At 70.4% G+C, this 14433-nt stretch carries 14 protein-coding genes; 6 read left to right on the top strand and 8 right to left on the bottom strand.

What is annotated here, in order from left to right:
- Nucleotides 1-14 precede the first annotated feature (14 nt).
- The 6 genes from MOQ72_RS22830 to MOQ72_RS22805 all read left to right on the top strand — a co-directional run bounded on the left by MOQ72_RS22830 (nucleotide 15) and on the right by MOQ72_RS22805 (nucleotide 6324).
- Nucleotides 15-968 (top strand): 2-hydroxyacid dehydrogenase, encoded by a 954-nt coding sequence (locus MOQ72_RS22830; protein ID WP_242187251.1) that lies wholly within the window; start codon nucleotides 15-17, stop codon nucleotides 966-968.
- Between the two features lie 15 nt (nucleotides 969-983).
- A complete protein-coding gene (locus tag MOQ72_RS22825; protein ID WP_242187248.1) occupies nucleotides 984-1772 on the top strand; it encodes an HpcH/HpaI aldolase family protein in 789 nt (262 codons plus the stop codon).
- 101 nt (nucleotides 1773-1873) lie between these two features.
- Nucleotides 1874-4132 (top strand): xanthine dehydrogenase family protein molybdopterin-binding subunit, encoded by a 2259-nt coding sequence (locus MOQ72_RS22820; protein ID WP_242187239.1) that lies wholly within the window; start codon nucleotides 1874-1876, stop codon nucleotides 4130-4132.
- An 87-nt stretch (nucleotides 4133-4219) separates the two neighbouring features.
- On the top strand, nucleotides 4220-4693 hold the full coding sequence (locus MOQ72_RS22815) for a (2Fe-2S)-binding protein (RefSeq protein WP_242187237.1): 474 nt from the start codon (nucleotides 4220-4222) through the stop codon (nucleotides 4691-4693).
- Nucleotides 4690-5511 (top strand): FAD binding domain-containing protein, encoded by an 822-nt coding sequence (locus MOQ72_RS22810; RefSeq protein ID WP_242187235.1) that lies wholly within the window; start codon nucleotides 4690-4692, stop codon nucleotides 5509-5511. The genes MOQ72_RS22815 and MOQ72_RS22810 overlap by 4 nt, the downstream gene beginning before the upstream one ends.
- A 138-nt stretch (nucleotides 5512-5649) precedes the next feature.
- A complete protein-coding gene (locus MOQ72_RS22805) occupies nucleotides 5650-6324 on the top strand; it encodes an RraA family protein (RefSeq protein WP_242187234.1) in 675 nt (224 codons plus the stop codon).
- Nucleotides 6325-6474: 150 nt separating this feature from the next.
- Here MOQ72_RS22805 and MOQ72_RS22800 read toward each other — a convergent pair whose 3' ends face one another.
- The 8 genes from MOQ72_RS22800 to MOQ72_RS22765 form a co-directional block, all read right to left on the bottom strand.
- Entirely contained in the window at nucleotides 6475-7284 is an 810-nt protein-coding gene (locus MOQ72_RS22800) for an inositol monophosphatase family protein (protein WP_242187231.1), read from the bottom strand.
- Complete coding sequence (locus MOQ72_RS22795) at nucleotides 7281-8444, bottom strand: alpha-D-ribose 1-methylphosphonate 5-triphosphate diphosphatase (protein WP_242187229.1); 1164 nt, start codon at nucleotides 8442-8444, stop codon at nucleotides 7281-7283. Before MOQ72_RS22795 ends, MOQ72_RS22800 begins: the two co-directional genes overlap by 4 nt.
- A 405-nt stretch (nucleotides 8445-8849) precedes the next feature.
- Nucleotides 8850-9593, bottom strand: a complete 744-nt coding sequence (locus MOQ72_RS22790; RefSeq protein WP_242187227.1) for an ATP-binding cassette domain-containing protein — start codon at nucleotides 9591-9593, stop codon at nucleotides 8850-8852.
- A gap of 8 nt (nucleotides 9594-9601) precedes the next feature.
- Nucleotides 9602-11392, bottom strand: coding sequence for an alpha-D-ribose 1-methylphosphonate 5-phosphate C-P-lyase PhnJ (locus MOQ72_RS22785; protein WP_242187224.1), 1791 nt, complete (start codon nucleotides 11390-11392; stop codon nucleotides 9602-9604).
- Nucleotides 11393-11528: 136 nt separating this feature from the next.
- The gene (locus tag MOQ72_RS22780; RefSeq protein WP_242187222.1) at nucleotides 11529-12638 is read right to left on the bottom strand and encodes a carbon-phosphorus lyase complex subunit PhnI; all 1110 of its coding nucleotides are present in this window, start codon (nucleotides 12636-12638) and stop codon (nucleotides 11529-11531) included.
- Nucleotides 12638-13171: a phosphonate C-P lyase system protein PhnH gene (gene phnH / locus MOQ72_RS22775; RefSeq protein ID WP_242187205.1), complete on the bottom strand. Its 534-nt coding sequence runs from the start codon at nucleotides 13169-13171 to the stop codon at nucleotides 12638-12640. The genes MOQ72_RS22780 and phnH overlap by 1 nt, the downstream gene beginning before the upstream one ends.
- A complete protein-coding gene (locus MOQ72_RS22770) occupies nucleotides 13171-13587 on the bottom strand; it encodes a phosphonate C-P lyase system protein PhnG (protein WP_242187203.1) in 417 nt (138 codons plus the stop codon). Before MOQ72_RS22770 ends, phnH begins: the two co-directional genes overlap by 1 nt.
- Nucleotides 13584-14315 carry a GntR family transcriptional regulator gene (locus tag MOQ72_RS22765; RefSeq protein WP_242187201.1) on the bottom strand — a complete coding sequence of 244 codons (732 nt, stop codon included), beginning with the start codon at nucleotides 14313-14315 and terminating at the stop codon, nucleotides 13584-13586. Before MOQ72_RS22765 ends, MOQ72_RS22770 begins: the two co-directional genes overlap by 4 nt.
- Nucleotides 14316-14433: the final 118 nt, after the last annotated feature.

Raw genomic sequence — 14433 nt, 5'->3', positions numbered from 1 at the left:
CGAGGAGGTCGCCGGTGAGCACGATCGCCTGCCTCAGCCCGTACACCGAGCAGTACGTGCGCGAGCTGGCCGGAACCGATGACGTGACGGTCCTGCTGGTGCCGGAGCCGCCTGCTCCGGAGGCGGTCGCCGACGCCGTCGCCGAGGCCGACATCGTCATCGCCGACACGCGCCAGCGGCACAGGTTGGACCGCTCGATGCTGGAGAAGATGAACCGCTGCCGGTTGATCCAGCAGCCCGCGGTCGGGTTCAACGCGATCGACCACCGCGCGGCCGCGGAGTGCGGCATCCCGGTGGCCAACGCCACCAGCTACAACCGCGAAGCGGTCGCGGACCTGGCCATCCTCGGGCTGCTCAACCTGCTGCGGCACGCCGCGGCGGGCGACCGCGACATGCGCACCGGCGGCTGGTCGCGGCGGACCGGCCGGGAGCTGGGTTCGCTGACCGTCGGCATCGTCGGCATGGGCAACATCGGCAGCGCGGTGCTCACCCGGCTGCGGGCGTTCGGTTGCCGGATCTTGTTCCACGACATCGCGGTTCGCGGGGTCTCCGGCGCGCAGGCGGTTCCGCTCGGGGAACTGCTGGCGCGCTCCGACGCGGTCACCGTGCACACGCCGCTGGACGAGACCACCCGCGGTCTGCTCAGCACGCCCGAATTCGACCGGATCAAGCCGGGTGCGCTGCTGGTCAACACCAGTCGGGGCCCGGTCGTGGACGAGGCGGCGCTGGTCGCGGCCCTGCAGTCCGGCCGACTCGGCGGCGCGGCGCTGGACGTGTTCGAGGTCGAGCCGCTGGCCGCCGACTCGCCGCTGCGGCGGATGGACAACGTGTTCTTGACCCCGCACATCGGCGGCGATACCGAGGAGGCGCAGGTGCGGTTGCGCGACGCGGTCGCCACCAACATCCGTCGCGCACTCGCCAGGCGAGATCCGCTGAATGTGGTCAACAACTCAACCAGTCGGCGGTAGGTTCGAAGGAGAATGATGGCAACGCTGCGAGAAACCCTGGAATCCGGCCGCCCGACGGTCGGCGGCTGGTGCTCGATCCCGAGCCCGTTCACCGCCGAGCTGATGGGGCGCTGCGGGTTCGACTGGGTGTGCGTGGACACCCAGCACGGGCTCATCGGATACGACCAGCTGGTGCCCATGTTGCAGGCGTTGGCGATCACCGGGACGCCGACCTTCGTGCGGGTGCCGTGGAACCAGCCGGACCACATCATGAAGGCGCTGGACGCGGGCGCGCAGGGCATCATCGTGCCGATGGTCAACACCGCCGAGGACGCCCGCCGCGCGGTCGAGGCCGCGAAGTACCCGCCGCTGGGCACGCGCAGCTGGGGACCGATCCGGGCGGCTTTCGACGTCGAGGACTACAGCCCGGAGGTCGGCAACCGACGCACCGTGCTCGCCGCGATGATCGAAACCCCGGCCGGTGTCGAGAACGTCGACGAGATCCTGTCCACACCGGGCATCGACGCCGCCTACATCGGGCCGTCCGACCTGGCCCTCGGACACGGCATGACGCCGACCCTGGCGGTCCGCGAGGCCGCCCACGAACAGCTCATTCGGTCCATTTTGGACAGTTGCAAGCGGAATGAAGTCGTCGCGGGCATCCATTGTGACGGCGTTCAAACCGTGCAACGCTGGCAGGACCTGGGCTTCGGCATGACGACGCTGGCCTCCGATGCCGCCCTGCTGCGCGGGACGGCCACCACCGCGGTGCGCCAGCTGACCGGGCAAGCAGAGGAGGCCACCGGCTCGAACAACTACGCCTGAGCGAACCGCCAGGTCACGACCCGTGTGCGCGGGGGCGCGAAGGCCCCCGGGATGCGCACGGGTCAGTTCCCGATTCTGATCGTGTTGACTGCGAGGCAGCATTGAGCATTCTCGGCACCCGGGTCGAACGCCGCGAAGACCCGCGCCTTCTCACCGTCGGCGGCACCTACGTGGACGATCTGCGCGATCCCGCGTTGGCAGGGGCGTTGCACGTCACCTACGTGCGCAGCCCGATGGCGCACGCCAAGATCACTGAAATCGACGTCGAGCAGGCCCGCGACCTGCCCGGCGTGCACGGCGTGTTCACCGCCCAGGACGTGGACCTCCCGCCGTTCCCGCCGAACGACGGCATGAGCGGCCCGCCGCCAGCGGCGATGCTGCGGCCGCACCTGGCCGACGGCACGGTCCGCTACGTCGGCGAGCCGGTCGCCGTGGTGGTCACCGAGACCAGCGCGCAGGGCGAGGACGCCGCCGAACTCATCTCCATCGACTACGACCCGCTGCACCCGGTGATCGACGTCGACGAGGCCCTCCGCGGCGAGACCTTGCTGTTCCCGGAGGCCGAAACCAACGTCACCGGTATCAGCGGCGAGCTGGACGAGTCGCTGTTCGCCGACTGCGAGGTCGTGGTCAGCAGGCAGATCGAGAACCAGCGCCTCGCCGCGGCTCCGTTGGAGGTGCGCACCGCCGCCTGCGCCTGGGAAGGCGACAAGGTGACCTTGTGGCTGTCCAACCAGAACGCGCAGGGCTGCCGGGACGCCGTGATGGAAAACCTCGGGTTGCCGCAGGAGCAGGTCCGGGTGATCACCCCGGACGTCGGCGGCGGCTTCGGCGCCAAGATCGGCGTCGATCAGGAGGCCGTGCTGCTGGCCTTCCTGGCCAAGCGGGTCGGCCGCCCGGTGAAGTGGGTGGAAAGCCGCAGCGAGAACCTGGTCGGGATGACCCACGGCCGCGCGCAGCGGCACGTGGTGACCATCGGCGGGCGTCGCGACGGCACCGTGCTGGCCTACCGGCTGGAGATCACCCAGGACGTCGGCGCCTATCCTCGGATGGGCGGGTTCCTCCCGTTGTTCACCAGGTTCATGGTCAGCGGCGTCTACGACATCCCGAAGGTGGAGTCCATCGCCCGCGGCGTGGTCACCAACACCACGCCGATCGGTGCCTACCGAGGTGCCGGGCGGCCGGAGGCGACCGCCGCCGTGGAGCGCGCGATGGACCTGTTCGCCGCGGAGATCGAGGTCGACCCGGCCGAGGTGCGGCGCCGCAACCTGGTGCGCCCGGAGCAGTTCCCGTACAAGACGCCGGGTGGCATGACCTACGACACCGGCGAGTACATCAAGGGCCTGGACGCCGTGCTGGAAGCCGCCGACTACCGGGCGCTGCGCGAGGAGCAGGCCAAACGCCGCGCGGAGGGCGCCACCCACCAGCTCGGCATCGGGGTGTCCAGCTACGTCGAGATCACCGCGCCGAACAACACCGAGGGCGAGACCGGGCACGTCGAGATCCGCCCGGACGGCAGCGTCCTGGTGCTCACCGGCAGTTCCCCGCACGGGCAGGGCCACTGGACCTCCTACGCGATGCTGGTGTCCGACCAGCTCGGCATCGACCTGGACAAGATCGAGGTCGTGCACGGCGACACCGACCTGATCCCCAACGGCGTGGGCACCATGGGCTCGCGTTCGCTGCAACTGGGCGGGTCGGCGGTGCACCGGGCCGCGGTGGACGTCCTGGAGAAGGGCCGCAAGCTGGCCGCGGAGCTGATCGAGATCGACGAGGCCGACCTCGAACTGTCCGAGGGCAAGTGGCAGGTGCGCGGCACGCCGAACGTGACGCTGTCCTGGGCCGAGCTGGCCCAGCGGGCCGAGGACGGGTTGGCCGCCGACGTGCACTTCGTCGAGGACCGGCCCACCTTCCCGTTCGGCACGCACCTGGCGGTGGTCGAGGTGGACACCGAAACCGGGAAGGTGAACTATCTTCGACACGTGACCGTCGACGACGCCGGTGTGATCATCAACCCGATCCTCACCGAAGGGCAGCGGCACGGCGGCATCGCGCAGGGGGCGGCCCAGGCCCTGCTGGAAGAGGTCTCCTACGACGCCGACGGCAACCCGCAGAACGCCAACCTCGCCGACTACGCCTTCATCACGGCGGCCGAGCTGCCCAGCTTCGAGTTGCTCACGATGGAGACCCCGACCACGCTCAACCCGTTGGGCGCCAAGGGAATCGGCGAGGCGGGCACGATCGGCGCCACTCCGGCGGTGCAGAACGCCGTGGTGGACGCGGTGGCCCACCTCGGGGTCCGGCACATCGACATGCCGACCACGCCCGAGCGGGTGTGGAAAGCGATCAACCAGGCATAGAAAACCGGTGGAGTTGGTTTGGGTAGGTGAGATCCGCCCTCGCGCCGAGGGCGGTGCTCGCCCGATGAGTACTTAGGAGTCCGTTTCGTGCAAGTTTCGATCAACGTCAACGGCGAGCAGCGCAGCCACGAGGTGGAGGACCGCACGCTGCTGGTCCACTACCTGCGTGACAACTGCGGGCTGACCGGCACCAACATCGGTTGCGACACCACGTCGTGCGGCGCCTGCACGGTGCTGCTCGACGGCGAGTCGGTGAAGTCGTGCACCGTGCTGGCCGCCCAGGCCGACAGCCACGAGGTGACCACCATCGAAGGTCTCGCCGACGGCGAGACCCTGCACCCGATGCAGCGCGCCTTCCAGCAGAAGCACGGGTTGCAGTGCGGGTTCTGCACACCGGGCATGGTGATGGCCTCGGTGTCGCTGGTGGCCGAGAACCCGGACCTGACCGAAGCCGACGTGCGTTCCGGCCTGGAGGGCAACCTCTGCCGCTGCACCGGCTACCACAACATCGTCCAAGCCGTGCTGACCGCGGCCAAGGAGAAGTCGGGGGCCGCGGAATGATCCCTGCCGCGTTCACCTACAAGAAGGCGAACACCGTCGAGGAGGCGCTGAGCCTGCTCGCCGAGCACGGCGACGACGCGAAGCTGCTCGCCGGTGGGCACTCGCTGCTGCCGCTGATGAAGCTGCGGTTGTCGGTGCCGGAGGTGCTGATCGACCTCGGCGGGCTGCGCGACCTGTCCTACATCCGCGAGGACGGCTCGGAGATCCGGATCGGTGCGTTGACCAGGCACCACGACCTGGAGAACTCCGAACTGCTGGCCCGCGAGGCGCCGCTGCTGGCGCACGCGGCGGGCACCATCGGCGACCCGCAGGTGCGGCACCGCGGCACCATCGGCGGTTCGCTGGTGCACGGCGACCCGGCCTCGGACCTGCCCGCGGTGGCGCTGGCGCTGGACGCCGTGCTGGTCGCGCAGGGTCCGTCGGGGTCGCGGGAGATCCCGGCGACGGAGTTCTTCACCGACTTCTTCGAGACCGCGCTCGGCGAGGACGAACTGCTCGTCGAGATCCGGGTGGCGAAGAACCCGACGCAGGGCTGGGACTTCCAGAAGTTCACCAAGCGGGCCATCGACTGGGCGATGGTCGGCGTAGCCGTCGCCGGTCAGCGCGTCGCGCTGGTGAACATGGGCCCGACGCCGATGCGGGCCCGCGGCGTGGAGGAGGCGCTGGCGAGCGGAGCGAGCGCCGCCGAAGCAGCGGAGCGGGCGGCGGAGGACACGTCGCCTCCGGACCAGGCCAGCGCCAGTGCCGACTACCGGAGGCACCTGGCGAAGGTCCTGGTGCGCCGGGCGCTGGAAGCGGCCGCGGCACGCGGCGCGTAGCGGTTTCGCCGAGGTGAGGGGCACCCGTGACCCAGTTAGTTGGTCACGGGTGCCCCTCACTCATCTCGGGCGACATGCGTGGGCTGAGCGACCAGACCGGCTCAGCTGGCAGGTGATCAGACGAGCGAGGAGTCCACTGTGGAGGAACTGGAGTCGACCGTGCTAGCCGCGCTGCGGCGCTACGACACTCCGACGATGGCCAACGCGATCGAAACCTTCGACATCCGCCCACGCGACACCGGCTACGCCAGCCACGAAATCCGCTGCATCTTCCCGGATCTGCCGGTGCTGGTCGGCTACGCGGCCACCGGCACGATCCGCGCTCGTGGCACCGGGCCCGGCCACGGACCGGATCTCGTGTGGAACCACGTGCGCGAGGTGCCGGGCCCGCGCGTGGTGGTGCTCCAGGACCTCGACGACCCGCCCGCGCACGGCGCCTTCTGGGGCGAGGTCATGGCGACCACCTTCGACGCGCTGGGCTGCGAGGGCGTGGTGACCAACGGCTGCGTCCGCGACCTCGACGAGGCGCACGCGATCGGCTTCCGCTTCTTCGCCAGCGCCGTCGGCGTCTCGCACGCGTACGTGCGCACCGAAGAGGTCGGCATCCCGGTCACGGTCGGCGGCCTCCGGGTCTCCCCCGGCGACCTGCTGCACGCCGACAAGCACGGCGTCCTGCTCATTCCGAAGGAGATCGCCGCCGAACTCCCGGCCGCCGCCGACAAGGTCGTAGAACGCGAGCAGAAGTTCCTGAACTGGGTCAAATCCCCCGACTTCGACCCGGACGACAACATGATCGGCCGCCTCCGCCACTGACCCACCACGCGATCCGTTCCGGGTGAGGGGCACCTTTTACCAACATAGTTGGGAAAAGGTGCCCTTCACCTAGCCCCCGATCGTGCACCCACATGGAAGCTGCGCAATTTCGCGAGAAATTGACCGTCCCACCGGGGAAGGCGAGAGCTTTCAGCCTCGGATGGTGGTGGCTAGTTCTTCGGCCAGCTCCTGGGTTGCCGCGACCACTCCCGACCAGCGGCGGTGCAGGTCCGGGGTGATTTCCAGCGGTCTGCCGTGGACGTCCAGGACCGCTCCGCCCGCCGCCGGGAGCGCCACCATCGCCGCAACCAGGTCGACGATTCGGTGGGTGTCCGAGGCCGCGTCGGCGAACGCGTCCGTCGAGCCCTCCGCCACCAGCATCGCCTCCAGGCAGCTCGTGGACAGGATCCGCACTCGCGCCGCTCGCTTCGCCACTCGCCACCACGCATCCGCGCTGCGCTCGTGCGGGCGCAGCAGGCTGACCGCCGCACCGTCCAGCGCGCGTCGGCCGCTGGTGCGGAACTCCGCCGCCTGCCCGGCTACCGCGTGCCAGCACCGTCCGGTGTCCAGCCAGCAGGTCAACGCCTCGATCGGCGTCCCGTCGACCACGATCGCCCCGGCGAAGGCCGAAAGCGGCACCCCGGCGGCGGCGTTCGCCGTGCCGTCCACCGGGTCGGCGACCAGCGTCACCGCCGAGCCGTTGTCGACGAACCCGACCTCCTCGCTGAGCAGGTTGATCCGGTGCGCCTCGGCGACCTCGGCGATTCCCGCCTCGACCAGCAGATCCAGCCGCATCGACGCCGTGCCGTCCGCGCCCATCGAGGACGTCTCGGCGAGTTCCGTCCGGTCGTAGCGGGCCCGAGCGTCGCGGAACGCCGCGGACGCCGCCTTGGCGGCCTCGGCCAGCACCGCGTGCGTGGCGGATGGGATCTGCGGGTCCGGAACCGACCATCCGATCATGCCGCACCTCCCGACAACACCGCGCGCACCAGCGGCCACCTCGAACCCCGCTGCACCAACGCCAGATCCGCGCGCAGACCGGGTTCCAGCCGACCCCGATCGGAAATCCCGGCAACCGCGGCCGGACCGGAAGTCACCAATCCAATCGCGGCGGGCAACCCGATCTCGTCGACGAGCCCGAACACCGCGGCCAGCAGACCGGACGGCAGGTAATCCGAGGCCAGCGCGGTGACCAGCCCGCGCGACGCGAGCTCTCGGGCCGACACGTTGCCCGCGTGCGAGTGGCCGCGCAGGACGTTCGGGGCTCCCGCGACGATAGGTAGCCCGTGCTCGCGGGCCGCGACGGCCGCCGCCATCGTGGTGGGGAACTCCGCGACCGCCCCGCCCCTGGTGCACAGCGCGGCGATCTCCTCCGCCGACTCCGGGTCGTGGCCGAGCAGCCGGATCCGGCCGGACCGCGCGAGATCGCCCAGCCAGGCCAGGTTCGCCTCCCGCACGTCGAGCAGTTCGCCGCGCTCGGCGATCATCTCGGTGACGTGCTGCTCGGCTTGCTCCGGTGTCATCTGGTCCGCGCCGACGAGGTAGCGCTCCATCTGCCGCCGGTCGGCGTACTGGCCGATGCCGGGCGTGTGGTCCTCGTGCGAAACCAGCGCACCTTCGTCCACAGTGGCCAGTTCCGCGCGCAGGGCCTCGGCTCCCTCGGCGGACCGCACGTCCAGCCGGTGCAGCACCCGGTGATCCACGGGTCCGGCTCCCCTGGCGCGCACGGTTTCGCACAGCTCCGCCGCGTTGCCCACGGTGCGCTGCGTGCCGTGCGAGGTCTTGTGCTGGAACCCCGCGCCGTGGAACACCGTCGTGACGGCCGCCGCGGTGAGTTTGCCTTCCAGCGACAACAGGGCGAAATCCCACAGCAGCACGGCCGACGGCCGCGGTGCCCGCTCGCGTTCCAGGGCGTCGCTGTGCACGTCGATCAGACCCGGAATGCACAGCAGTCCGCCACCGTCGAGGTCGCAGGACGACCCCGCCGGGTGGTCCTCGACCGCCTCGATCCGCCCGGCACGCACCACGATCCGGCTGTCGTCGGTGACCCGGTCCGGCAGCACGGCCCGCACGTGCCCGAGCACGTAATCCTCCGGCGTCGCCGCCAACGGCCAACTCACTGTTCCGCCTCTCCGCGATTTGCAGTGGTGGTCGCGTCCCGTCGAATCTCGCGTTGCGTCGTTTCTTGTGGCTGGCTTGCTTCACGGTCCCCTGAGGTGCAGTTGAGGAGGACTGCGGTTGATACAGGACTACTCATGGTCCGCCTCTCCGCGATTCACAGTGGTGGTTACGCCCAGCCCAATCTCGCGTTGCCTCGTTTCTTGTGGCTGGCTTGCTTCACGGTCCCCTGAGGTGCAGTTGAGGAGGACTGCGGTTGATACAGGACTACTCATGGTCCGCCTCTCCGCGATTCACAGTGGTGGTTACGCCCAGCCCAATCTCGCGTTGCCTCGTTTCTTGTGGCTGGCTTGCTTCACGGTCCCCTGAGGTGCAGTTGAGGAGGACTGCGGTTGATACAGGACTGGTCATGCCGCAAGCACCTCCTCTGCCGTGCCTGACCGGACGATCCGCCCATCGGCCATCTCGACCACCCGCGTCGCCAGCCGCCGGATCGCGTCGAGGTCGTGGAACACCGCCAGCACCGCCACGCCTTGGCTGGTCAGCGACGCGATCAGCGCCAAGGCGCGCTCCCGGTTCTCCGGGTCCAGCGCCGAAACTGGCTCGTCGAGCAGCAACAGTCGCGGCGGCCGAACGGTCCCGGCCGCGAGGTTGACCCGCTGCCGCTCCCCGCCGGAGAGCACCCCGCAGTCGACGTCCCACAACGCCTCGTCCAATGCCAGCCGCCGCAACGACTCCGCCGCAGCGTCCCGCGCCTCGGCGCGGTCCAACCCGCGTCGCCGGGCCGCCGCCGCGACGACCTCCAGCGGCCCAGTGCGCGGCGGCGTGGCGAGGAACTGCGAGACGTAGCCGAGCTGGCGACCCCGGAGCCGGGCGAGCGCCCGGTCCGGCAGCGCGGCCAGATCGACCGGCCCGTCGTCGGTGTGCAGGACGACCGAGCCCGAATCCGGCAGGTAGCTGCGCTGCGTGCAGCGCAGCAGGCTCGATTTGCCAGCGCCGCTCGGCCCGGCGATCGCAACGTGCTCACCCGCGGAAACGTCGAGGTCGACGCCGCGCAGCGAGACGACCGTCCGGCCGTCGATGGTGTGCAGGGTGAACGTCTTGCGCAGCCCGCGCACCGTCAGCACGGGCGTGTCATCCACTGTGGACACTGATGACCTCACCTTCGGGCGGCGGCCACGAGCCGCTGGGTGTAGGGGTGGTGCGGGTCGGCGAACAGCTGGTCGGTGAGGCCGCGTTCGACGATCCGGCCGAGTTGCATGACCACGCTGCGGTCGGTCAACGCCTCGATCACCGCGAAGTCGTGGCTGACCACCACCGCCGCGATGTCGCGTTCGCTGAGCAGTCCGCGCAACAGGTCGAGCACGCCCGCCGCGACGGATGCGTCGAGCCCGGTGGTGGGCTCGTCGAGCAGCAGCACCGGTGGCTCGGTGGCCAGGGCCTTGGCGATCTGGACGCGCTGCCGCATCCCGCCGGAGAAGGTGCTCACCGGATCGTCCATTCTGGACAGCGGGACCTCGACGCGGTCGAGCAGTTCGGCCGCGCGCTTGCGGATCGCGTGGTAGCCGCGCCATCCGGCAGCGGTCAACCGCTCCGCGACGTTGCCACCGGCGGTCACCCGCAGGTCCAGGCCCGCCGCCGGGTCCTGGTGCACGACCGCCATGGTGTCCACGCGAAGCCGCCGACGCCGCGCGGAATCCATCCGCAGCAGGTCGGTACTTCCACCATCCACACTGGAGAGATGGACGCTGCCGCTGGTGGCCGCCTCGTCGCCGATCAAGCAGCGCAGCGCCGTCGACTTGCCGGAGCCCGATTCGCCGATGATCCCGAGCGCTTCACCGGGCGCCACGTCGAAGGAGATGTCCCAGGCCGCGACCACCGCGCCGGTTCCGGGACTTATCGCGGTGCCGTGCTCGGGGCCGGTTCCCGCGACGGCGTCCGCGCCGCCCGAGCCGTACACCTTGCCGATGCCCTCGACCCGCAGCGCCCACTCCGGACCGCCCACCGGCCTCGGCGCCTCGACGACCTCGACCGGACGGCGATCGACCTCCGGCAACATCGTCATCGGCAACAGGTGCCCCGCCACGTCGGCGTCACCGGCCTCGACCCGCGAACACCAATCGGAGTCGCTGCACACGTACTCGCCTGCCCCGCCCTCGACCAGGAAGCTGGTCCGCGAGCCGCAGTACTTGCAGCGCGCACCGGGCACCTGCTCCACCTCGAACGGGATGTCGTCGAAGGTCAACGGCAGCACATCGGTGTGCGGTGGGATGGCGTAGATCCGCTTCTCGCGGCCCGCGCCGTAGAGGTTCAGGTGCTCGCACTGGTGCAGCTTCGGCACGTCCCAGCGCGGCACCGGGCTGGTCGCCAACACGTAGCGGCCGTTCACCAGCACCGGGTAGCCGGTCGACTTGGTGATCACCCCGTTGCGGACCAGGTCCTCGTACAGGCTGACCCACATCGCCGAGTAGTCGTTCTCGGCGTGCATCCGGGCGCATTCGACGACTGACTTCTGCACGCCGCGCAGCGGCTCCGGCACCGGCACCTGGTAGACGAGGACTTGCTGCCTGCCCAACTTCTCCTCGGGAATCCGGTGCCGGGTCTGGATGACCGTCGCCCGACGGGTGTCGGTGCTGGCGGCGCAGCCGGTGGTGTCCGCGATCATGCGGCGCAGGTTGACGGCGTTGACACCGCCGTCGTCGCCCTGGTCGATCACCTTCACGACGTCCTGCGCACCGATGACCGCCAACGTCACCTGCAACCCGCCGGATCCCCAGCCGCGGGCCACCGGCATCTCGCGGGAACCGAACGGCACCTGGTAGCCCGGCACGCACACCGCGACCAGCGCGGCGCGGCGGATCTCCCGCTTCGCGCCCTCGTCGAGGATGCCGGCGCGGTCCTCGACATCCGCCACCAGATCCCGAACGGACACCACGGTCGACGTGGTCATCGCTGTTCCGCCTCTCCGCATTTCACAGTTGTGGTCGCGCCCAGCCGTTCTCGGCGTTTCATGGTTTCTCGTGGCTGGTTTGCGTCACGTTCCCCTGAGGTGCGGTTCGGGACGACTGAGGTTGACACAGGGGGCGTCATCGGCACTCCTTCCCGAACGGCTCTGGCACGCGCGGCTCGGTCGAGTTCCGCGCTTTCCGCCGGGCGATCTTGCGGTCCACCATGGACCGGAACGTCACGTAGTGCGGCAGCTTGAGGTGCTCCAGGAAACCCCCGGAGTCCAGGCCGTCGGTGGTGAGCAGCAGCAACTGCTCCAGCGGGCTGTCCGGTGCGGCCCGGCGCCAGGCGATGTCCAGGTTCGCCATCGCGATCGCCTTGCGCTCGTTGTGCCCGAAGCACAGCCCGTAGCCGACGTCGAAACGGGTGCGGTCCTCGTCGGCGCCGTCGAGGTCCTCGATGCCCTCCACCTCGGTCACCCGGATCTGCCCGATCCGCACCTGTTTTCCGGTGTGCGGGTGGACGACCCGCAGCGGGACGCGGCCGTGCCGGGTGTCGCCGAGGGTGATCTCGTGGACGTCGCCGTCCGGGCCGAGGACGGACCGGTACCAAAGCCCGACCAGCGCACCGGTTTCCGCGCGAGCCATGCTGGACAGCACCGCCGAGCGCGGTGCCGGTGGGCGGGCGGCCCGCCGGGTGATGTCGAACGGCTCGGGGTCCTCGACCCGCTCGCCGTGCTCCACGACCAGGTCGAGGTCGCGGAGCAGTTGGTAGAAGCGACGTGGGTGGCGCTGTTCCGCGGTGCGCTCGACCTGTTCATCCACTGTGGACTCGGTGGGTTCCGGCGCGCCGTCCGGGCGTTCCAGGAGTCGGCCGGTGTAGTCGGTGGTGCGGCCGAGCAACTGCGGGCCGTCCGGGGTGCGGTTGGCCGGGACGATGCGGCGCAGCACCACCATCTCGTCCGGATCGACCGGCTCGGTGACCGCCAACCTCGGCAGCGTCGACCGGTGCGCCCGGACCAAGTGCGCCGCCTCCAGCACATCCCCTTCGGCCTGCCGGAAAGCATCGGCGGCGGTCGGCGGGTCGTAGAGCCCGGCCTCACCCATGATCCGATCGACGGCCAGGCGGAACCGCAGCACGATCTGCTCGGTGCTCGCCCAGCCCGCCGGGGCGTGATCCCGCGACCGGCGCACCAGCCGCTCGGCGGCCAGGATGGCGCTCATCCCGCCGCGAACTCCGGAATATCCCATCAGGCACCTTCCTCGACTCGGGTGGAGCGCGGCAGCCCGACCAGTTCGCCAGCGGGGTCGACCAGCAGCAGGTCGGGACCGGCCGGGAAGGCGATCAGGTTCCGCCGCTGCGCGACGAAGTCCGCGGGCAGGCCGGACACCCGCAATTCGCGCTGCCCAGGCACACCGGGGCCGCTCAGCCGCAGCGCCGGACCCGCGCCGAAGCCTTGCACCGCAACGGAAACCAACGCTGCCTCTTCCGGCGCGGCGGCACTGCCGACGCGGAAACCGGACAACTCGCCGAACGGCTTGAGCAGCGCCGCCAGCCGCGCACCGGAGCGGTCGACGATCGGCGCGGCGGTCTGCGTGCGGACGACATCGGCCCAGTCGTCGACGTGCACCGGGGTGTCCAGATCCGCCAGCGCCAGCACCGGCAGCAGCGGTGCGGGCACCGGGCTCTCCGGCAAGCGCAGCACCTCGCCCGGCCTGGCCAGCGCGTCCAGCACCGCGCGGAAGACCAGTTGTGCCTTCTCAGGCGACAGGGAAGCGGTCATCACAATTCCTCGAACTCGACGATCGTCGGTGCCAACTCGGCCCATTCGGTGTCCTCGGCCAACTGCTGCCGCTCTTGGACCCGCGCGCAGAGCTGGTCGACCTCGGCCCGCGCCCGCCCGGACTCCACCGCGGCGTCCAGGATCGCGGCGGCGAGCGTGGCGGCCCGGTCGTCGCCCAGCCGCATCGCCCAGCCGCGCGCCCCGTCCAACTCCACCTCGGCCCGGCAGGCGAGCACATCGCCGAGCAGGAACCGGTCCCGCACGATCGGTTCCCGCACCTGCACCGACACGGTGCCGATCTCCGGTCCCACCAGTACGGTCGGCGGCGGCCCGGCCGCGAGGCAGCCGTCGGCCAACTCGATCACCTCGGCCGGTTCGGCCACGGCGAGCAGCGCAACCCGCTGTTCCCTGTTCACTCGTCCTCCGGTTGGTACGGCCCGTCCATCTCGACGACGATCCGGGCGGAATCTGGGCGCGACCACGTCCGGCTGCACAGCACCGGGACGCCGCTCGCGGCGTCCCGGCTGACGCTTTCCACCAGCCACACCGGTCGGCCGGACTCGGTCTCCAGTCCGGCCACGACCTCGGGTTCCGGCAGCGCGTAGCTGACCCGGCACCAGGCCCGGACCGGCTGCACCTTGCTCATCTGGCGCAGGATCGAGTCGACCGACTCGACGGCGTGCACCGCGATGTCGATGTCGGCCAGCACGTCGACCGGGATCCACTCGTTGGCCCAGCCGTACAGCAGGTCGTCGACGTAGTACTGGCGGATCAGCAGGCTCGCCGGGTTACCGGCGGGCCGCTCCAGCCGCGCGGCCTCGGCCGCGGGCAGCGGCACGCGCCGCACATCGCGCACGACCGACCGCGGCACGGCACCGGCCTCGCGCACGGTCTGGTGCCACGACGGAACCCGGCGCTGGGAGATCACGTAGTCGATGCGCCGGTTCACGAACGTTCCGGCGCCGCGCACCCGGCGCACCAGCAGCCGTTGTTCCAGTTCCTGCATCGCGGCGCGGGCCGCGGCCCGCCCCACCTGGAAACGCGCGGCGATCTCGTGCTCACCGGCGATCCGGCTCCCCGCGGGGAGCTCGGCCAGCTCGGCGGCGAGCGTGTCGGCTATCTCCACATACCGGCTTCTGACCACGTCCGGAAGCCTGCGCGACGACCTTGTCCGAACAACTTCCCAAGCCCCAACGCCCAGAACCGCGCAAGTGAACAACCCGAACACTTGTCACCAACGCGTGTGGGTTTTTCGGAGTGAA

The sequence above is a fragment of the Saccharopolyspora soli genome (genome assembly GCF_022678645.1).
Classification (GTDB): Bacteria; Actinomycetota; Actinomycetes; order Mycobacteriales; family Pseudonocardiaceae; genus Saccharopolyspora; species Saccharopolyspora soli.
The sequence above is the reverse complement of the archived record's forward strand: the minus strand, read 5'-3'. Positions and strand labels throughout refer to the sequence as shown.